The organism is Mycolicibacterium austroafricanum, assembly GCF_000612725.1.
Classification (GTDB): domain Bacteria; phylum Actinomycetota; class Actinomycetes; order Mycobacteriales; family Mycobacteriaceae; genus Mycobacterium; species Mycobacterium austroafricanum.
The window spans coordinates 43,838-61,877 of record NZ_HG964459.1 but is presented as its reverse complement, the minus strand read 5'-3'; the positions used below and the strand labels follow the sequence as shown (position 1 = coordinate 61,877).

The 18,040-nt window shown below is 67.7% G+C and carries 17 protein-coding genes; 9 read left to right on the top strand and 8 right to left on the bottom strand.

Annotated elements, in window-relative coordinates:
- Positions 1 to 59: 59 nt before the first annotated feature.
- Together BN976_RS27965 and aspS are read right to left on the bottom strand one after the other, a co-directional pair.
- The gene (locus tag BN976_RS27965) at positions 60 to 509 is read right to left on the bottom strand and encodes a nitroreductase family deazaflavin-dependent oxidoreductase (protein ID WP_011779833.1); all 450 of its coding nucleotides are present in this window, start codon (positions 507 to 509) and stop codon (positions 60 to 62) included.
- The gene (aspS, locus tag BN976_RS27960; RefSeq protein ID WP_036376270.1) at positions 506 to 2,281 is read right to left on the bottom strand and encodes an aspartate--tRNA ligase; all 1,776 of its coding nucleotides are present in this window, start codon (positions 2,279 to 2,281) and stop codon (positions 506 to 508) included. Before aspS ends, BN976_RS27965 begins: the two co-directional genes overlap by 4 nt.
- A 126-nt stretch (positions 2,282 to 2,407) precedes the next feature.
- Here aspS and BN976_RS27955 point away from each other — a divergent pair, with 126 nt between their 5' ends.
- Entirely contained in the window at positions 2,408 to 2,911 is a 504-nt protein-coding gene (locus BN976_RS27955) for an SRPBCC family protein (RefSeq protein WP_036376096.1), read from the top strand.
- Positions 2,912 to 3,023: 112 nt separating this feature from the next.
- Here BN976_RS27955 and BN976_RS27950 read toward each other — a convergent pair whose 3' ends face one another.
- The 3 genes from BN976_RS27950 to BN976_RS27940 all read right to left on the bottom strand — a co-directional run bounded on the left by BN976_RS27950 (position 3,024) and on the right by BN976_RS27940 (position 5,133).
- A complete protein-coding gene (locus tag BN976_RS27950; protein WP_011779830.1) occupies positions 3,024 to 3,323 on the bottom strand; it encodes a hypothetical protein in 300 nt (99 codons plus the stop codon).
- Between the two features lie 239 nt (positions 3,324 to 3,562).
- Positions 3,563 to 4,717, bottom strand: a complete 1,155-nt coding sequence (locus BN976_RS27945) for an RNA polymerase sigma factor (RefSeq protein WP_036376267.1) — start codon at positions 4,715 to 4,717, stop codon at positions 3,563 to 3,565.
- Positions 4,718 to 4,725: 8 nt separating this feature from the next.
- The gene (locus BN976_RS27940; protein ID WP_011779828.1) at positions 4,726 to 5,133 is read right to left on the bottom strand and encodes a YciI family protein; all 408 of its coding nucleotides are present in this window, start codon (positions 5,131 to 5,133) and stop codon (positions 4,726 to 4,728) included.
- A gap of 120 nt (positions 5,134 to 5,253) precedes the next feature.
- Between BN976_RS27940 and BN976_RS27935 the strand changes: the two genes are divergently transcribed.
- Positions 5,254 to 6,027, top strand: a complete 774-nt coding sequence (locus BN976_RS27935) for an enoyl-CoA hydratase/isomerase family protein (RefSeq protein WP_011779827.1) — start codon at positions 5,254 to 5,256, stop codon at positions 6,025 to 6,027.
- Positions 6,028 to 6,031: 4 nt separating this feature from the next.
- On the opposite strand, the gene BN976_RS27930 is transcribed toward BN976_RS27935, so the two are convergent.
- Positions 6,032 to 7,519 carry a carboxylesterase/lipase family protein gene (locus tag BN976_RS27930; RefSeq protein WP_036376093.1) on the bottom strand — a complete coding sequence of 496 codons (1,488 nt, stop codon included), beginning with the start codon at positions 7,517 to 7,519 and terminating at the stop codon, positions 6,032 to 6,034.
- Between the two features lie 75 nt (positions 7,520 to 7,594).
- Between BN976_RS27930 and ypfJ the strand changes: the two genes are divergently transcribed.
- From ypfJ to BN976_RS27915, 3 genes are read left to right on the top strand one after another with little or no spacing between them, the layout of a single operon-like run.
- Positions 7,595 to 8,491, top strand: coding sequence for a KPN_02809 family neutral zinc metallopeptidase (gene ypfJ / locus BN976_RS27925; protein ID WP_036376264.1), 897 nt, complete (start codon positions 7,595 to 7,597; stop codon positions 8,489 to 8,491).
- On the top strand, positions 8,484 to 10,127 hold the full coding sequence (locus tag BN976_RS27920; RefSeq protein WP_036376090.1) for a DUF885 domain-containing protein: 1,644 nt from the start codon (positions 8,484 to 8,486) through the stop codon (positions 10,125 to 10,127). Before ypfJ ends, BN976_RS27920 begins: the two co-directional genes overlap by 8 nt.
- A gap of 30 nt (positions 10,128 to 10,157) precedes the next feature.
- A complete protein-coding gene (locus tag BN976_RS27915) occupies positions 10,158 to 10,934 on the top strand; it encodes a hypothetical protein (protein WP_036376087.1) in 777 nt (258 codons plus the stop codon).
- Here the strand turns inward: BN976_RS27915 and BN976_RS32185 are convergent.
- Positions 10,931 to 12,562 (bottom strand): DUF6777 domain-containing protein, encoded by a 1,632-nt coding sequence (locus BN976_RS32185; RefSeq protein WP_051558585.1) that lies wholly within the window; start codon positions 12,560 to 12,562, stop codon positions 10,931 to 10,933. The genes BN976_RS27915 and BN976_RS32185 overlap by 4 nt on opposite strands.
- A 68-nt stretch (positions 12,563 to 12,630) precedes the next feature.
- Positions 12,631 to 13,527, bottom strand: a complete 897-nt coding sequence (locus tag BN976_RS27905) for an acyl-CoA thioesterase (protein WP_011779821.1) — start codon at positions 13,525 to 13,527, stop codon at positions 12,631 to 12,633.
- A gap of 75 nt (positions 13,528 to 13,602) precedes the next feature.
- Between BN976_RS27905 and BN976_RS27900 the strand changes: the two genes are divergently transcribed.
- The 4 genes from BN976_RS27900 to BN976_RS27885 all read left to right on the top strand — a co-directional run bounded on the left by BN976_RS27900 (position 13,603) and on the right by BN976_RS27885 (position 18,028).
- Positions 13,603 to 14,229: a TetR/AcrR family transcriptional regulator gene (locus BN976_RS27900; protein ID WP_036376084.1), complete on the top strand. Its 627-nt coding sequence runs from the start codon at positions 13,603 to 13,605 to the stop codon at positions 14,227 to 14,229.
- A gap of 131 nt (positions 14,230 to 14,360) precedes the next feature.
- Positions 14,361 to 15,590: an amidohydrolase family protein gene (locus BN976_RS27895; protein ID WP_036376081.1), complete on the top strand. Its 1,230-nt coding sequence runs from the start codon at positions 14,361 to 14,363 to the stop codon at positions 15,588 to 15,590.
- A 33-nt stretch (positions 15,591 to 15,623) separates the two neighbouring features.
- Positions 15,624 to 16,757, top strand: a complete 1,134-nt coding sequence (locus BN976_RS27890; protein WP_011779818.1) for an acyl-CoA dehydrogenase family protein — start codon at positions 15,624 to 15,626, stop codon at positions 16,755 to 16,757.
- Positions 16,754 to 18,028, top strand: coding sequence for an acyl-CoA dehydrogenase family protein (locus tag BN976_RS27885; RefSeq protein WP_036376078.1), 1,275 nt, complete (start codon positions 16,754 to 16,756; stop codon positions 18,026 to 18,028). The genes BN976_RS27890 and BN976_RS27885 overlap by 4 nt, the downstream gene beginning before the upstream one ends.
- Positions 18,029 to 18,040: the final 12 nt, after the last annotated feature.

Sequence of the window (18,040 nt, the reverse complement as noted above, 5' to 3'; positions counted from 1 at the left end):
TTGCATTCCAGCAGCGAAAGATCGAGAAAACGCCTGCTGGAATGCAATTTCGGCGGTGTTCAGGCGCGGGTCAGCTCGAACAGCGGGATCGCCCGGTCGGTCTTGGCCTGGTACTCGGCGAACACCGGCGCGATCGCCACGATCTTCGGGTACGTCGCGTCGCGCTCGTCGTCGGGCAGCTCGCGGACGTCGACGTCGTAGGCGTCGGTGCCGACCTCGATGTAGGCCTTCCGGTGTGCGCGCAGGTTGTGCACCCAGGCGGGATGTTTCGGGGCGCCCGCGTAGGAGCCGACAATCAGCATTTTGTCGTCGATGGTCAGGTAGGCCAGCGGTGACAGCCGCGAGGTCCCCGACTTCGCTCCCGTGGTGTGCAGCAGCAGCAACGTGGCGCCCTCGAACGGGCCTCCGACCTTGCCGCCGTTGGCGCGGAATTCCTCGACGATGTTGCGGTTGAATTCATCCAACGCCGCGGTGTCGGCGACGAGCTTGTCCTTGTCCAGTTCGGTCATGCCTTGTCCAGCTTCTCCGGCTTGGCGTCTATTCCGGATTCCTTACGCTGCAGCGCGGTGATCGGCGCGGGAGCGTCGGTCAGCGGGTCGACGCCGCCGCCGGACTTCGGGAACGCGATCACCTCACGGATCGAGTCCAGCCCGGCGAGCAGCGCCACGATCCGATCCCAGCCGAACGCGATACCGCCGTGCGGCGGGGCGCCGAAGGTGAACGCGTCCAACAGGAATCCGAACTTGTCGCGGGCCTCGTCGTGGTCGATGCCCATCATCGCGAACACCCGTTCCTGGATGTCGCTGCGGTGGATACGGATCGACCCGCCGCCGATCTCGTTGCCGTTGCAGACGATGTCGTAGGCGTCGGCCATCGCCGATCCCGGGTCGGTGTCGAACGTGGCCTCCGACTCGGGTTTCGGCGCGGTGAAGGCGTGGTGCGCCGCCGTCCAGGCCCCGGAGCCCACGGCGACGTCCCCGGACGCGGTGGCGTCGTCGGCCGGCTCGAACAGCGGCCAGTCCACCACCCACGTGAACGCCCACGCCGACGGATCGATCAGGTCGAGACGCTTGGCCACCTCGATGCGGGTGGCACCCAGCAGCGCCCGTGCCGCCTTCGCCGAGCCTGCGGAGAAGAACACACAGTCCCCGGGGTTGGCGCCGACGTGGGCGGCCAGCCCGTCCCGCTCGGCGTCGGACAGGTTCTTGGCGACCGGGCCGCCGAGCTCGCCGTCCTCGCCGACCAGCACATAGGCCAGCCCCTTGTGACCGCGCTGCTTGGCGAACTCCTGCCACCCGTCCAGGGTGCGGCGCGGCTGCGACGCCCCACCGGGCATCACCACCGCGCCGACGTAGGGCGCCTGGAACACCCGGAACGGGGTGTCCATGAAGTAGTCGGTGCACTCCACGAGCTCCAGGCCGAACCGCATGTCGGGCTTGTCGGAACCGAATCGGCGCATCGCGTCGGCGTGGCTGATCCTCGGCAACGGCAGGGGCAGGTCGTAGCCGATCAGCGCCCAGATCGCCTTGAGAATCTGCTCGGAGACCGCGATCACATCGTCGGCGTCGACGAAGCTCATCTCCATGTCCAGCTGGGTGAACTCCGGCTGCCGGTCGGCGCGGAAGTCCTCGTCGCGGTAGCACCGCGCGATCTGGTAGTACCGCTCCATGCCGGCCACCATCAGCAGCTGCTTGAACAGCTGCGGGCTCTGCGGCAACGCGTAGAACGAACCGGGCTGCAGGCGGGCGGGCACCAGGAAGTCGCGGGCCCCCTCGGGCGTGGAGCGGGTCAGCGTGGGTGTCTCGATCTCGACGAAATCGTGCTCGGCAAGGACACTGCGTGCGGCCGCGTTCACCTTGGAGCGCAACCGGATTGCGTTGCCTGGCACCTCGCGGCGCAGATCGAGATAGCGGTACTTCAGCCGGGCTTCCTCGCCCGCGGTCTCGTCGAGTTGGAACGGCAGCGCGGCGCTCTCCCCCAGTACCGTCAGCGATGTCGCGCTGACCTCCACCTCGCCGGTGGCGATCTCCGGGTTGGCGTTGCCTTCGGGGCGTATCTCCACGACGCCGGTGACCGCGACGCAGAACTCCGAGCGCAGCCGGTGGGCCTGGGCCAGCACCTCGCCCTCCCGGAACACGACCTGCGAGGTGCCGGAAGCGTCTCGCAGGTCGATGAAGATGACGCCGCCGTGGTCGCGACGGCGCGCCACCCAGCCGGCCAGCGTCACCGTCTGACCGGCATCGGCGGGGCGCAATGAACCGGCGGTGCGGGTGCGCAGCACGAAGTACTCCTGTTCGCGGGGGATAGTCAACGGGTCAGTCTAGTGGGGACCGGTCAGCAGCCCGGCGAGCACGGTTGCCGGCTCCGTTCACCTCCGCCCGCGACCAACCACCATGACCTACTGTGTATGGTCATGCACCCGTGTGAGCGCGTCGGTCTGGACTTCGTCGACACCGCCCCGTACCGCTTCGTAAGCACCGTCGACCTGGCCATCACGCCGGAACAGCTCTTCGAGGTACTCGCCGATGAGACGTCGTGGCCGCACTGGGCCAGCGTGATCACCAAGGTCACCTGGACCAGCCCCGAACCGCGCGGTGTCGGAACCACCCGCACGGTCGACATGCGCGGCGGGATCACCGGGGCCGAGGAGTTCCTGGCGTGGGAACCGTTCACCCGCATGGCTTTCCGCTTCAACGAGTCGAGCACCGGGAGCATCTCGGCCTTCGCCGAGGACTACCACGTGGTGCCCACCGCCGGCGGCTGCCACCTCACCTGGATCATGGCGCTCAAACCCAACGGGCCGGCCGGACGGTTCGGGCTGGCCGCCGGAAAGCCCGTGATGGGGTGGCTGTTCCAGCGCTTCCTGCACAACCTGCGCCGCTACACCGACGAGCGGTTCGCCACGCGCTGACTTTTGCATTCCACGCGGTCTTTTCCACTCCATGGATGCAATCTCGGCAAGGGCGTGCGCTCAGCGACAGGGCCACCTCCTGATGGGAGGTGGCCCCGTGGCGGTCTGGCGCTTACTTGACGTCGACGTAGTAGAGGCTGCCGGTGACAGTGTTCTGGTAGGTCCGGTCGTTGAAGTCGTCGCGGACGGTGGAGCGGATGTCGCCGCCCTTGTGGATGCCGACGACGCTGGCCTGGCTCAGCGGGGTACCGGAGAGCCGGTTGACCACGACACGGTGGCCCTGGGCCTCCAGCTGGCTGATCGTCGCGTCGGCATTGCCACCGGTGGGGGCGGCAACGGCGGGGGCGGCCAGACCGAGCACGGCGGCGCCCAGGCCGGCGGCGAAAGCGGTGGCGATGGTGACGTTCTTCATGATCGTGCTTCTCTCTTCGGTGGTGGTCTGTTGTGGTGTTCTGATCGGTTAAACCTGCACTTCAGCGGCTTCATTTCAGCTGGCAGAAATTGACCGCCCCTTGGCAGGAAATCCGTCGGGCCCACCGGTATGACCGAATCAAACCGTCGATCCGTCGGCGCCGGAATCCCAGCTATCTGGTGTGTCGGATGCCGGGCCTGCGCGGCGTTGTCGCCGACCGGCCTGGGCAGCACCGAGGTTCAGTCGCTGTCGTGCGGAAGCGCCTGGCGCAGCGTCGCCGCCCGCAGCGTGAGGTGGTTGCGCTCCGCGACGTTGTACGCCTGCGCCGCGGCTTCTGCGTAAAGCGCTGCGGCCGCCTCGGTGTCACCGGCTTTTTCACACAGGTAGGCCTTCGAGGCGGTGTAGCGCGGAAGCGTCGGGTCGAGATTGGCGAGCGCGGTCAGCCCGGCCCGCGGTCCGTCGGCCTCGCCGACGGCGACCGCGCGGTTGAGCCGCACCACGGGACTGTCGGTGAGCCGGACGAGCTCGTCGTACCACTCGACGATCTGCACCCAGTCGGTCTCCTCGGCCGTCTGCGCGTCCGCGTGCAGTGCCGCGATCGCGGCTTGCGCCTGATATTCGCCCAGCCGGTCACGTGCGAGCGCGGCCTGCAGGACGGTAACCCCCTCGGCGATGAGATCGGTCCGCCACAGCCCGCGGTTCTGCTCGGCGAGCGGCACCAGGCTGCCGTCGCCCCGCATCCGGGCCGGGCGTCTGGCGTGATAAAGCAGGAACAACGCGAGCAGCCCTGAAACCTCCGGGTCGTCGACGACCGCGGCGAGCTGCCTGGCCAGCCGGATCGCCTCGGCTGCCAGGTCGACGTCGCCGCTGTAGCCCTCGTTGAACACCAGGTACAGCACGCGCAGCACGGTGCGCACGTCGCCCGGCCGGTCCAGCCGCACGTCGCTGACCGTGCGCTTCGCGCGGCTGATGCGTTGCGCCATCGTCGATTCCGGTACCAGATAGGCCTGCGCGATCTGGCGGGTGGTCAGACCGCCGACGGCCCGCAGCGTCAGCGCGACGGCCGAGGACGGGGTCAGGCTGGGATGCGCGCACAGAAAATAGAGGTACAGCGTGTCGTCGGCGTGCTCGGCCGGTCCGGGCGGCGGCTCATCGAAGCTCTTGAGTTCCCGGTCGCGCCGCGCGGCGTCGGCGCGGACCAGGTCGACGAAGCGCCGCCACGCGGTGGTGATCAGCCAGCCCCTGGGGTCGTCGGGGTGCCGTCGCGGCCACGTCTGCACCGCGCGGATCAACGCCTCCTGAACCGCGTCCTCGGCGGTCGCGAAGTCGGCACCGCGATGGACAAGGGCAGCGAGGACACCGGGAATCAGGTCCCGCAGCGCCGTCTCGTCCACCGCCGTGCTCACTCGTGAAGAGTCCCCGATGCGGTCATGAGCGGGCGCACTTCAAGCCACTCGTGGATCGGCCGCCCGCCCGCTCCGGGCGCCGCCGACAGCTCACCGGCCAGTTCGACGGCGCGCTCGTAGGAGTCGACGTCGACGATCATGAAGCCGGCGATCAGGTCCTTGGTCTCCGCGAACGGTCCGTCGGTGATCGGTGGCTTACCGTCGCCGTCGGACCGAACCCAGGCGCCCTCGGCCGCCAGAGCCTGGCTGGCGACGAACTCGCCGCTGTCCCTGAGGCGGTCCGCGAAGTCCTCCATGTACCGGACGTGCGCCTCGATCTCCGCGGGCGTCCACCGATCCATCGGTACGTCGTTGACTGCCGCCGGCGCACCCCGGTAGTGCTTGAGGAACAGGTACTTCGCCATGAATTTCTCCCTCCTGATTGGCGACGCTAGTTGGTCGCTCATCCCTGGGACGGAGCCGTCACGGCATTCTCGACATCGGCGCGGAGTCTGTGTGCGCCGCGACGGCGTTAGGGTCCAGCAATGAGCCTCGTCACCTACGAGTTGGACGACCACGTCGCCACGATCACCCTCAACCGCCCGGATGCGCGCAACGCCATCAACGGCGCGCTACGGCGGGACCTCAACGCGGCATGGAACCGGTTCCGTGACGACGAGGATGCCTGGGTCGGCATCCTGACCGCCAACGGTGACGTCTTCTGCGCCGGTGGCGACCTCAAGGACGGCGAGGGCTCCGTAGGCACCTTCGGTGGCACGTTCTGGGAGAAGCCGACGATCAATTCGTTCGAGAGCGGGATGGAGCTGTTCAAGCCGACGATCGCTGCCGTCCACGGACCGTGTATCGGCTACGGACTGACCGGGGTTCTGTTCTGCGACTTCGTCATTGCCAGCACGGAGGCCAGTTTTGCGTATCCGGAGGTGTCGCTCGGGGTGCCCACCATCGTCGGGGCGATTCGGCTCCCGGAGCGGGTGCGGTGGGCCGATGCCATGGAATTGCTGCTGACGGGCAGGCCCATCACCGCCGAGCGCGCCAAGGAGATCGGTTTGGTGTGGCGGCTGGTCGAGCCGGATCGGCTGCAATCGGAGGCGCAGTCGTGGGCGCGGACGCTCACCGAGGCGGCGCCGCTGGCGCAACGCGCGACCAAAGAGGTGGCGTCGCGCACGGCGAACATGGGGTGGATCGAATCCGTGCGCTTCGGGGAGACGATGCGCAAAGTCGCAGGCGCCACGGAGGACGTGGCCGAAGGCATTGCGGCGTGGCGGGAGAAGCGCACACCGAAGTGGCGCGCCCGCTGATCCTCTAGTACACGGCCGCCCAGGCCTGCCTCCGGTCCCGGTCGGGGTCGGACGCCATCACGTCGCGGGTCGATGCGATCAGCCGGGTCAGCCGCTCCCCTGTCTCGTAGAGCGGCCAGTGCTCGTCGTCGACGTCCTCGCTGCCACGGGCGAAGTCCAGCCAGGCCCGCTGCATCCGGCGCCCGACACCGGGCTGGATGCGCCGGCCCAGCGGGTGCAGCTTGCGCCCGACGAACGACTCGTAGCTGTGATGGATGTGCACGATCTCGCTGCCGTGCGTCGCGCCGAGCCCGAGCATGCGCAGGCTCCACCCGAAATGGTCGAAACGGTACATCCGGGTAGGCGCCTGCGCGCTGTAGGCATCGGCGAATGCCCAGGTAGGTCCGCCGAACATGGCATCCGAGCCGAGCGCAACCAGCGCGCTGCGCCTGGGATATCCCGGGTATGCCTGCAGCACAAGCTGTTTGGCGTCGGGTGCGACACGCTGGAAGTACCCGTCGATGGAGGCTTTCGTGGTCGGCAGCATCGGCGGCTTGGTCCACGCGAACATCGAGGCCTCATGGCTGTTGGTGCCGATGATCAACGGCACACCCGAAGTCCGGCCCTCACGTGCGGCCGCCACCGGATGCTGCGGCAGCAGCTCGGTGCCGTATGTGAGCCCGTAGGCCAGCGTCGGCGTGTTCGCGGCGCTCTTGAGCTGCAGGATGCCGGCGGCACGGCGCAGCTGACGCTGCGGCAGCGCCTTCACCTCGCCTGCACCGACGCCCAGACGGCGCAGGAACTCGTGGGCGTTGGCGGCGCGGTACTCGCGGTCGGCGACCAGCGGCAGCGCCGGGCTCTGCGCGATGGCCCGGTGAAAAAGGCGCTGCGCCGACGGGGCGGCCATCAGGGCCAGCACCGACGTCGCTCCTGCGGACTCGCCGAACACCGTCACCCGACCGGGATCACCGCCGAACGCGGAGATGTTGTCGCGCACCCAGCGCAGCGCCGCGATCTGGTCACGCAGGGCCAGGTTGTCGTCGAACCCGTCGCCGAGATCGCTCAGCTCCAACCCCCCGAACACCCCGATCCGGTAGGTGACGTTGACGACGACGACGTCGCCGTTGGCCGCCAGCCGGGAGCCGTTGTACAGCTGGAACTGCCCGGCGCCGTACACGAAGGCGCCGCCGGGGATCCACACCATCACCGGCAACGAGGCCGCGGTGTCCGGCGACCACACGGTCAGCGTCAGGCAGGCTTCGTCGCGCACCTTCGGATCGTCGCGTCCGCCGCCCACGAAGGACTTCGACTGCGGTGGCAACGGCCCGTGTTCGCGCGCCTCGCGCACGCCCGGCCACGGCGCCATGGGCTCAGGGGCCAGGAAGCGACGCTGCCCCGTCGGCTGTTCGGCGTAGGGGATTCCCCGCCACACCCCGATGCCCGCCTCGACCTCACCACGCAGGTCGCCTGACGGGGTACTCAGCACGGCGGGCTCTCCGGCGACGACGGCCACGAGTCAAATCGTAGTGTGCGAAGCTGGACCGGCACCGGTGTCAGGTGGCCGGCCGAATCAGACGGAGGTGGCGCGATGACCTTCAACGAAGGCATGCGGATCGACACCAGCACCACATCGACCAGCAGCGGCGGTGGCCGCGGTCCCGGCCGCGGCATCGCCGTCGGAGGTGGCCTCGGCGGCCTGCTGATCGTGGTGGTGGCGTTGTTCCTCGGCGTCGACCCCAGCACGGTGCTGCCGCAGCAACCCCCGATGGACACCCAGGGGGTGGAGGCACCGGGCTTCGACCTGAGCCAGTGCCAAACCGGCAAGGACGCCAACGAAATCGTCCAGTGCCGGGTGGTGGCGACCGGCAATTCCCTCGACGGGGTGTGGGAGCAGTTGATGCCCGGCTACGCCCGGCCACAGATCGAACTGTTCACCAGTGGAGTCGAAACCGAGGGATGCGGCTTCGCCAGCAGCGACGTCGGGCCGTTCTACTGCCCCGTCGACAAGACCGCCTACTTCGACACCGGCTTCTTCGACGTGCTGAAGACCCAGTTCGGGTCCAGCGGCGGACCGCTCGCCGAGGAGTACGTGGTCGCCCACGAGTTCGGTCACCACATTCAGAACCTCGAAGGCGTGCTCGGACGCGCCCAACAGGATCCGACCGGTCCCACCGGCGGCGGTGTGCGCACCGAACTGCAGGCCGACTGCTACGCCGGGATCTGGGCGCACTATGCGTCGATCACCAAACAGGAGGGCACCGACGTGCCATTCCTGGAACCGTTGAGCGACAAGGACATCGCCGACGCCCTGTCGGCCGCCTCGGCAGTCGGCGACGACCGGATCCAGGAGGCGGCGACGGGCCGGGTCAGCCCCGAGTCGTGGACGCACGGGTCTTCGACACAGCGGCAGAAGTGGTTCACCACCGGGTACCAGACCGGCGACCCGGCGCGGTGCGACACTTTCGCCACCAACAACCTTGGCTAGGGCGACCACGGCCGTCGACGCCGTCGCCGAGCGCTACCTGGAGATCTCAGCGGCCCTCGACCCCTGCGCGGCAACGGAATCCGGTATCGCCGGCTACGACGACCAGATCACCGACTACTCCCCCGACGGGGTCAAGGAGCGCGCCGACGCCGCCCGCGCGGCGCTGCGCGACCTCGACGACACCGATCCCGCCGACGCTGTCGACGTGGTGACCGTCGCGGCGATGCGCGAACGTCTCGGCGTGCTTTTGGAGATGCACGACGGCGGCCTCGATCTCGGTGAGCTGAACGTGATCGCCTCGCCGCTGCAGACGATGCGCGATGTGTTCGACCTGATGCCCACCGACACCGAGGACGATTGGGCCACCATCGACCGCAGGCTGGCGCAGATCCCGCGGCGGGTCGCGGGCTATGCCGACGCACTGCGCGCTTCCGCCGTGAAAGGAGCAGCACCGGCGGCCAGACAGGTCCGGCGCGGCATCCAGCAGGCGGGCCAGAACGCCGAACTGTTCCTCAGCTTGGTGGACGGCGCCGTGCCGGACAATCCCACGCTGCAGGCGCAACTGCACCGGCATGCCGAGGACGCGGCCACCGCGTACGCCTCGCTGGGCACCGTACTCAGGGACGAGATCGGCCCGCACGCACGCGACACCGACGGGTGCGGGCGCGCGGCGTACACCGTCATGTCGCGGTTCTTCCTCGGCGCCACTGTCGATCTCGACGAGGCCTACCACTGGGCGCTGAGCCAGCTGGACAGCATCGTGGCCGAACAGGATGCGATCGCCGATCGTCTCTATCCGGGCGCGTCGGCGGCCGAGGCGCTGCGCAGGCTCGACGGCGAGCCGCGGTACCTGCTCCACGGCACCGACGCGCTGCAGCACTGGATGCAGGAGTTGTCCGACCGCGCCGTCGATGCGTTGGCCGACAAGCACTTCGACATCGCCGAGCCGTTGCGCCGGTTGGAGTGCCGGATCGCACCGACCCACACCGGCGGGATCTACTACACCGGCCCCTCGGAGGACCTGTCCCGCCCCGGACGGATGTGGTGGTCGGTGCCCCGCGGCGTCACCACGTTCCACACCTGGCAGGAGACCACCACGGTGTTCCACGAAGGCGTCCCGGGGCACCACCTGCAGATCGGTCGCGCGGTGGTGCTGGCCGATCAGCTCAACCGCTGGCGCCGGTTGGGTTGCTGGGTGTCCGGCCACGGTGAAGGCTGGGCGCTCTACGCCGAACGCCTGATGGCGGAGCTGGGATGGCTCGAAGACGCCGGCAACAGAATGGGAATGCTTGACGCCCAACGATTCCGGGCGGCCCGCGTGGTCATCGACATCGGCGTGCACTGCGGGCTGGTCGCACCCGACGGCGGCGTCTGGGATGCCGACCGGGCCTGGACGTTCCTGCAGTCGCACAGCGCGATGGCCGAGGAGAATCTGCGCTTCGAACTGGACCGCTACCTCGGATGGCCGGGGCAGGCGCCGTCGTACGCGATCGGCCAGCGGATCTGGCAGCAGTTGCGCGACGACATGGTCGCCCGTGGGGCGCCGCTGAAGGATTTTCACAGCAGGGCACTGGATCTGGGCGGCCTGCCGCTGGATGTGCTGCAGTCGGCATTGCTGGAAGCCGCCGAGGACTAGACTGACGTCCCCGTCACCATGGGAGCGAGCATGAACAGGACCTGCCGCGCCGTTGCGGTCTCCGCGCTCACCGCGGCCCTGGTGGCCTGCCATCACGACAGCCCCGTCCGCGCCGAGGCGCCGGATCTGGGGTGCCGTCAGGTGACATCGGCGATTGACGGTATGTACGACAATCTGCCGTTCCCGCCGCACTTCTCGGAGCGCAATCCCGGCAAACGCGGTGGTGAGTTCGACGCGAACCGGGTTCTCGGCGCCCTGCCCCACGTCGCGATGAGAGACGGCTACACGCTGGATTACGTGTACCACCAGGATGGGATGGGCGGTTACCCGCTGCTCTACGCCCGCCCGGCCGTTCAGCAGCCGTACGCCGACGAAAGCGAGTACCAAGCCGCCCCGGACCAACCGGACTATCTGAGTTTCATCACGCCGCAGGACAGCGCCCAGGGTTATCTGGAATACGCCATTCTGGCCCAATCGGCCAACCAGTTCTATCTGGACTGGCACGCCAACTACAACGATTGGCAGGTGGTGTGCAGCAGCGACGATATCGAGGACGTGATCCGCTCACTGGAGGACGGGGGCCCCGGCCGACCGATAACCGACGCCCAGAAGCAGGCCGCCCGGGCGATCGTCGATCCCGAGCCCTCGGTGGTGCTCGACGACACCACGGCGAAGGTCACCATGCTGGTGTTCACCAAATGGGGTGGCTTCTACCGCCGTACGTTGACGATCAATCGCTCCGACCACGCGATCGTCGACGAACGCGATCAGCCGCTGGTCGAATACGACTGCGGCATAGCGTTTTAGGGCCCGGTCGCGGCATCGACGATCCGGCCCCCGACCACGGTCCAGAACGGCTGAAGCTCGCCGCTGCCGGCGGGGAACGGAGTGCGGTACTGCGCCGCCAACCGCACTGCGTAGACACCGTCACCGCGCGACCCGATGTCGAGTACCCGCACACAGCTCACGTGCCGCGACATCAGGTCGGCAAAGGCCTGTTCCGACCCGTAGCGTGACCGCAGACCTTCGCCCATCAGTCCCCACGCGGTCGCGTAATACCCGTCGTTCAGCGCGCGGAAGTAGTCGACGAGCAGTCGCTCCTCGGGGGTCGTCGGGCTGAACGACTCGCCTGAGGACCCGCACTCGGGTTCGGTGGCCGTCGGAGGTCCGGTCGTCGGACCACGGCCGTCGACCAGCACCACGAAGGTGACGATCCAGTTCGTCGGACCTTGTGGGACCAATTCCGCCACGAAGATCGCGTTGTTCGACATCGTGCACGCATAGCCCTGGATGTTGGCGGGCAGCATTCCCTTGTTGCCCGCTTCACAGCTTTCGATCGCCAGGGTGCCGGCGAAAGAGTCGGACAGGCGCCACAGATAGTCGATGGCCACGGGCGAACCGCACAGGGCGGCGCCCGCACGGTCGTTGTCACGGCGGAAGCCCAGCAGTCGGTTCACCGCGCCCTCGTACGTGTCGGCGCAGAAGGCGGGGCCCCCGCCGCCTGTGGTGCCGCCACCGCCGTCATGTGGTCTGTCCTCGGACCCGTCGGTCCCGGTGGGCCGGTCAAACCAGTCGCCGGTCAACAGGTCGACGAGGATGAAGAGGTCGATGTCGATATCGGTCTCGTTGTGCACCACGACCGTCTGTTCGAGTTCGAAACCCGGCCAGGTCTGTCCCCGGTAGCGCACGTCGCCTTCGATGGCGTCGGGCGGCCGTAACGGGTTGCCGCACATGCACCGCACCCGGGGGATGCCGTATTGGTCGACGAGCACGGCCGTGCCCGCCTGCAGAACGGACTGAAACCCGGTCGCGGCGCCGTCGACAAAGCCGTGATTGGTCACCCGGGTGTCGTGGCGCAGCACGACCGGGGTGAGCCCGCGAAGGTATTCGGGGATCTGGTCCGTCCCGATGCCGAGGACGCCGGCGAACGCGGCCGCCTTATCCGGATTGGCCTGCAGGAATGCGATCTGCCGCTCGCGGTCACATGACGCCTCGTTGAGGGTGCCGCCGTAAAGGCCGGCGGTGTTCGCCTCGACGGTGCCGACCACGGTCTGGCCTTCGAAGGAGCTGGTCGGGGTGGCGGCTGTCGTCGTCGGGGCGCTGGTGGTGATTGTCGTCGAGGTGCCCGTCCCCGCGGCCGTCGAGTCGGTGAACGGGTTGACACCGGTCGACATCGCGGATTCGAGGAAGAGTTCCCCGGTCTTCTGCGAAGAGCGGGTGAGAAACAGGGTGAGGCCGATCGCAAGGCCGACCACCACGAGCACCGCGATCCCGGCGAACAGGAGGTTTCGCGTCTTGCGCCGGTCAGGGCCGCCAGCAGCTAGCGCCGGCGACTGCTGCGCGGCACCCCCGTCGACCGGATGCGCGCAGTACGGGCAGAAGTGCGTCCCCGGCTCGACGGACTTGCCGCACGCGGAGCAGAAATGGTCCGTCATGAGGACTCAACCTAGGAACTGCCACCACGGCCGAACAGGGGCTTATGTCACATCGCGAACTAGCTCGGCTACAGCCGGGACTGGTGCTTGATAGAGGTGTCGGTGGTACGCAGTGGCCGGATCAGCGCATCCTGGGTGAACGACGCGATGAGCTCACCCTCCTCGGTGTGCACCGTTCCACGCACGTAGGACATCCCGGCGCCCACCTGCGTGCTCTCGTGGCTGTACAGCAGCCAGCCGTCCCAGCGCACCGGCTCGTGGAAACTGACCGACACCGTCATCGGGGCGGTCGAGACGGTGAGGTGGGCCTGCGCGGTCCCGATGCCCTCGTGCGCCCGCATCGTCGTCGAAATACCAAGGTGGCCAGTGAAATACGCGATGAGCGCCTTGGCCAGGTCATCGCGCGACGGGATCGGGTCGTAGTGCAGCCACGCGTAAAGCTCCGGCGGGCCGACCTCGTCGGGGCTGTTCACGTCGACCACGTCGACCAGGCGGAGCTCCCGCCCGGCCATCGGCATCGGCGACGCGTTCGCCTCTGCGGGCCCCGCCACGTCCGGCTTGGGGAGGTGGTGCCGGATCACGTCGTCGGTGGGCACGTCGGCGAGCACCGTCGTGGTGATGCACCGCTTGCCGTTCTGCTTGGCGGTGACGACCGCCGACGCGGTGGAGCGGCCTTCGCTGATCACGTCGATCTCCAGCTCGACCGGCCCGGCACCGACCATCACCGCCCTGGCGAACACCGAATACACCGACCGTATCGACTTGTCGGGAAATCGCTTGGCGGCAGCGACAATCGACTGTGCCAGCACCTGCGTGCCCTCGACCACCTGACGCTCGTCCTCGCCGGCGGGGCCGGTCTGCGCAGTGAAAGTGTCCTCGCCCGCGGGCTCTGCGTCGAACAGGTCGAGCAGCCCCTGGACCGTCCACTGCACCGATCCCGCCGTCTGCGCCGATTCTGTCGTCATCTGCACAACCCCTCCGTTAGGTGACCGTCGGTGGAACAGTAACCGAGGTTCGCCGAAAGCGGTAACGTCATTACCATGTCCGCGAAAGCTCAGCCGAGTCCCACGGCACAGCGGGATGGCGCCCAACAGGAGTCCCGCGCCAGCCGTTTCATGCGCTCCGCGCTGGACATCCTCGGCGAGACCGGCCGGACCGACTTCACCGTCCTTGAGGTCGTCGAGCGATCCAAGACCTCGTTGAGGGCGTTCTATCAGCACTTCGCCACCAAGGACGAACTGCTGCTGGCCCTCGTCGAGAGGGTCATGGTCGACGCGACCGAACGCTGGCGCGCCGAGACCGACCGGATGACCAGTGATGACGCCCTGCGTCTGCTGATCGAACGCATCAGCGCCCCGGCCGAATCCAGCACACAGGACAGCATCAATCGCGGCCTGACCTACTACAACGACCATCTGCTGGAGACCAGGCCGAAGGAGTTCGCCAAGGTGCTCGCTCCGCTGCACCGACTGGTCGCCGACATTCTTCGTCGCGGCATCGACGAGGGCACGTTCCGGGCCGATCTGGACGTCAACACCGACGCCGCGATCCTGATGCACACCGTGCTCGGGGCATTGCGCCTGCGCGACCTGGGCGCCGAGCTCAACGGCGTACCCATCGTCGGGGATCACGTGCACACGTTCTGCGTGCGCGGTCTCACGGGCTAACGCCCTGAACTGGCAAAAGACTCTTGCCACGGCCCTGGCATCGTTACACCGGTGCGTGGTAATGTCATTACCATCCACGCGGTAATACCATTACCGTTATATGCAAATACGTCATGTCAGGAGCCCACATCATGCCGTCACGCATCCTCGAGTATCCGGTATTCGATGCCGACAACCACTTCTACGAACCCAAGGAAGCGCTGACCAAGTTCCTCCCGGACAAGCGCAAGGGCGTGATCGACTACATCGACGTTCACGGCCGCACCAAGATCATGGTGCGCAACCACATCAGCGACTACATCCCGAACCCGACCTTCGAGGTGGTCGCCCGGCCCGGCGCCCAGGAGGAGTATTTCCGCCACGGCAGCGGCGGCAAGAGCTTCCGTGAGGTGATGGGCAAGCCGATGAAGGCGATTCCCGCCTTCCGCAACCCCGAGGCCCGCCTCGAGGTGATGGACGGTCTCGGCCTGGACTACACCCTGATGTTCCCGACCCTGGCCTCGTTGGTCGAGGAGCGGCTCAAAGACGACCCGGAGTTGATCCACGACATCATCCATGCGCTCAACGAATGGATGTACGAGACATGGCAGTTCGACTACGAGGGCCGGATCTTCTCGACGCCGGTGATCACGCTGCCGATCGTCGACCGTGCTCTCGAGGAACTGGAGTGGTGCCTCGAGCGTGGCGCCAAGACGGTGCTGGTGCGACCTGCCCCCGTGCCCGGGTTCCGCGGCACCCGCTCGTTCGGCACCGAGGAGTTCGACCCGTTCTGGGATGCCTGCGTCAAGGCCGGCATCCCGGTGGCGATGCACGCCTCCGACAGCGGCTATGCCCAGTACCTCAACGACTGGGAGCCGGCGGACGAATTCCTGCCGTTCCGCCCGACGGCGTTCCGGATGGTGGCGATGGGCAAGCGCCCGATCGAGGACACCATGGCCGCGCTGGTCTGCCACGGCGCGTTCACCCGCAACCCGGATCTACGCATCCTGTCCATCGAGAACGGCGCGTCGTGGGTGCCCTACCTGTTCTATCAGTTCAAGGACGTGTATTCGAAGATGCCGCAGGAGTTTCCGGAGGACCCAATCGAGGCGTTCCGGCGCTGTGTGTACGTGGCACCGTTCTGGGAGGACGACTTCAAGAAGATGGCCGACCTGTGCGGCATCGACCGGGTGATCTTCGGGTCCGACTGGCCGCACCCCGAAGGTCTGGCTGATCCCATCAACCTGGTCGCCGACCTGGAGGCGCACGGCCTCGACCAGGAGGGGGTGCGAAAGGTGATGGGCAAGAACATGGTCGACCTGTTCAGGGTCGAGAACAAGGTGGTCTACAAACCCGACGTGCCCGCCCTCGTCATCGCCTGAGACCAACGACATCGAAGAGGCTGAACCTATTTCATGACAACCGCCAATCCGGAACAGCTGCTGTTCGCCTCTACCACCCAGACCTTCCTGGAGAAGCAGGCCTCCCTGACCCATGTCCGCGGGCTGCACGCATCCGGTGTCTCGTTTCAGCCGGAATGGTGGCAGCGCGCGGCCGAACTGGGCTGGGCCAGCCTGCTGGTACCTGAAGAACTCGGCGGTGGAAGCGTCTCCGGGGACGGGGTTGCGGATCTGGCGATGGTGGCCGAGCAGATCGGCCACACCGTCGCGCCAGGCCCGCTGCACCCGGTCAGCATCGTGCTGGCCGGACTCGTCGAGGCGCCCGGCGGGCATGAACAGACCATCGAGGCGCTCGTTTCCGGCGAGCTTGTCGCGTCGTGGGCGGTATACGAGCCCGCCCGGCCGTTCGCACCGCTACTCGCCGCGACGAAGGCCACCCGCACCGACGGCGGCTACCGCCTCGACGGCGTCAAGGACCGGGTGGAGGCCGGCGCCGACTGCGGTGCCGTGCTGGTGGTCGCCGAACTCGACGGCGCCGTCCGACAGTTCCTGGTGCCGACGGACATTCCGGGCGTCACGGTGACGGCTCAGGACTCGGTCGACCTCGTCAAGCGCTACGCCCGGGTGCGATTCGACGGCGTCGAGGTCGGCGAATCCGCGGCAGTGGGAACCGCCGAGCAGACTCCGGACATCGTCGAGCGGCAGCGCCAGATCGCGCTGGTGCTGCAGTGCGCCGAGATCGTCGGCGTCCTCGATGCGGTCCTCGCGATGACCAATCAGTGGTTGTTCGACCGGCACAGCTTCGGCCGCCCGCTGGCGTCGTATCAGGCGCTCAAACACCGCGCCGCCGACATGAAGATGTGGTTCGAGGCCGCGCGGGCCACCACCGCGGGCGCCGTCCGCGCGGTGGCCGACCGCTCCCCCGACGCGCCGAAACTGGTCAGCGTCGCCAAAGCCTATGTGGCAGAACGTGCACCGGTGATGCTGCAGGACTGTGTGCAGTTGCACGGCGGTATCGGTGTCACCTGGGAGCACGACCTGCACCTGTTTCTGCGCCGGGTGGCGCTGTACCGGGCGATGTTCGGCTCCCCGGAGGACCACCACCGCGCCGTGTACGCGCTCAGCAGTGAGACGGAGGCGAACGCATGACCGACACCATGACGTCCACCGAGACCACCGAGTCGGTCGCCGATTTCGCCGCCCGCGCGCGGACCTGGCTGGCCGAGAACATGCCGTCCATCGACCCCGACGACCCGCCGTTCTCGGTCCGCGCCGAGCAGTCCTCCTGGGACCGGGCCAAGGAGCTGCAGAAGCGGTTGTACGAGGGCGGTTTCGCCGGCATCTGTTTCCCGCGCGAGTACGGCGGACTCGGACTGGACCACGCGTACCAGAAGGCGTTCAACGCCGAATGCCGCTGCTACGAGATGCCCCTGATCCTCAACGTCCCGACCTTCACCATCTGCGCGGCGACCATTCTGGACATGGGCAGCGAAGCCCAGAAGAGGGACCGCATCTCGGCCGCGATCCGCGGTGACGAGATTCTGTGCCAGCTGCTGTCCGAGCCCAGCGGCGGGTCCGACCTCGCCGGGGTGATCACCCGCGCCGAGCGCAACGGCGACAAATGGATCATCAACGGCGCCAAGACCTGGAGCACCAGCGCTTTCGCCGCCGACTACGGGCTCTTGCTGGCGCGTACCGACTGGACCGTGCCCAAACACGAAGGCCTGACGATGTTCCTGGTGCCGCTGAACGCGCCGGGTATCACCATGCGCCGCATCAAAGAGGTCAACGGCAACGAGGAGTTCTGCGAGGAATTCTTCGACGGCCTTGAGCTCGGTGACGACGCGGTGGTGGGCGAGGTCAACAAGGGCTGGGAGGTCGCCACCCGGCAGCTTCACCACGAGCGCCGCGCCGTCGGCGGTGGTTCGGAGTTCGCCAGCGGCACCGCCGCCGAGAACGCCAGCGAGATGCCGCCCGACCATGTCGGCCTCGCCCGGGCCACCGGGCAGGACGGCGACCCGAGGGTGCAGGACCTTGCCGGCCGGGCGCTGGTGCGTCGAATCGTCAAGGAGCAGCTCATCGATCACGTATTCCGCAGCATCGGCAACGGGTCACTGCCACCGAACGCGGGCACGCTGATCCGGCTGTTTCACGCCGAGACCACCGAACTCGAAGTCGACACCGCGTTGGCGATCGCCGGCACGGCAGGCGTAGTCGACGAGGGCTCCGACGATGCGCCGGGCCTGACCGGACTGATGGACGTGGGGGTGCGTTATCTGTCGCGCCAGACCGGATCCCTGGGCGGTGGATCGTCGGAGATGGCGCGCAACGTCATCAGTGAGCGCATCCTCGGCTTCCCCCGGGAACTCGCCGCCGACAAAGGAATTCCGTTCAATCAGGTCAAGCGCAACAAGAGCTGAGCCTGTAGCCGC

What these genes read in the sequence shown, in the direction of transcription:
- BN976_RS27965 (WP_011779833.1), bottom strand. Translation starts at nt 509, where the DNA reads ATGACCGAACTGGACAAGGACAAGCTCGTCGCCGACACCGCGGCGTTG.
- BN976_RS27955 (WP_036376096.1), top strand. Translation starts at nt 2,408, where the DNA reads ATGGTCATGCACCCGTGTGAGCGCGTCGGTCTGGACTTCGTCGACACC.
- BN976_RS27950 (WP_011779830.1), bottom strand. Translation starts at nt 3,323, where the DNA reads ATGAAGAACGTCACCATCGCCACCGCTTTCGCCGCCGGCCTGGGCGCC.
- BN976_RS27940 (WP_011779828.1), bottom strand. Translation starts at nt 5,133, where the DNA reads ATGGCGAAGTACCTGTTCCTCAAGCACTACCGGGGTGCGCCGGCGGCA.
- BN976_RS27935 (WP_011779827.1), top strand. Translation starts at nt 5,254, where the DNA reads ATGAGCCTCGTCACCTACGAGTTGGACGACCACGTCGCCACGATCACC.
- ypfJ (WP_036376264.1), top strand. Translation starts at nt 7,595, where the DNA reads ATGACCTTCAACGAAGGCATGCGGATCGACACCAGCACCACATCGACC.
- BN976_RS27915 (WP_036376087.1), top strand. Translation starts at nt 10,158, where the DNA reads ATGAACAGGACCTGCCGCGCCGTTGCGGTCTCCGCGCTCACCGCGGCC.
- BN976_RS32185 (WP_051558585.1), bottom strand. Translation starts at nt 12,562, where the DNA reads ATGACGGACCATTTCTGCTCCGCGTGCGGCAAGTCCGTCGAGCCGGGG.
- BN976_RS27905 (WP_011779821.1), bottom strand. Translation starts at nt 13,527, where the DNA reads ATGACGACAGAATCGGCGCAGACGGCGGGATCGGTGCAGTGGACGGTC.
- BN976_RS27900 (WP_036376084.1), top strand. Translation starts at nt 13,603, where the DNA reads ATGTCCGCGAAAGCTCAGCCGAGTCCCACGGCACAGCGGGATGGCGCC.
- BN976_RS27895 (WP_036376081.1), top strand. Translation starts at nt 14,361, where the DNA reads ATGCCGTCACGCATCCTCGAGTATCCGGTATTCGATGCCGACAACCAC.
- BN976_RS27890 (WP_011779818.1), top strand. Translation starts at nt 15,624, where the DNA reads ATGACAACCGCCAATCCGGAACAGCTGCTGTTCGCCTCTACCACCCAG.
- BN976_RS27885 (WP_036376078.1), top strand. Translation starts at nt 16,754, where the DNA reads ATGACCGACACCATGACGTCCACCGAGACCACCGAGTCGGTCGCCGAT.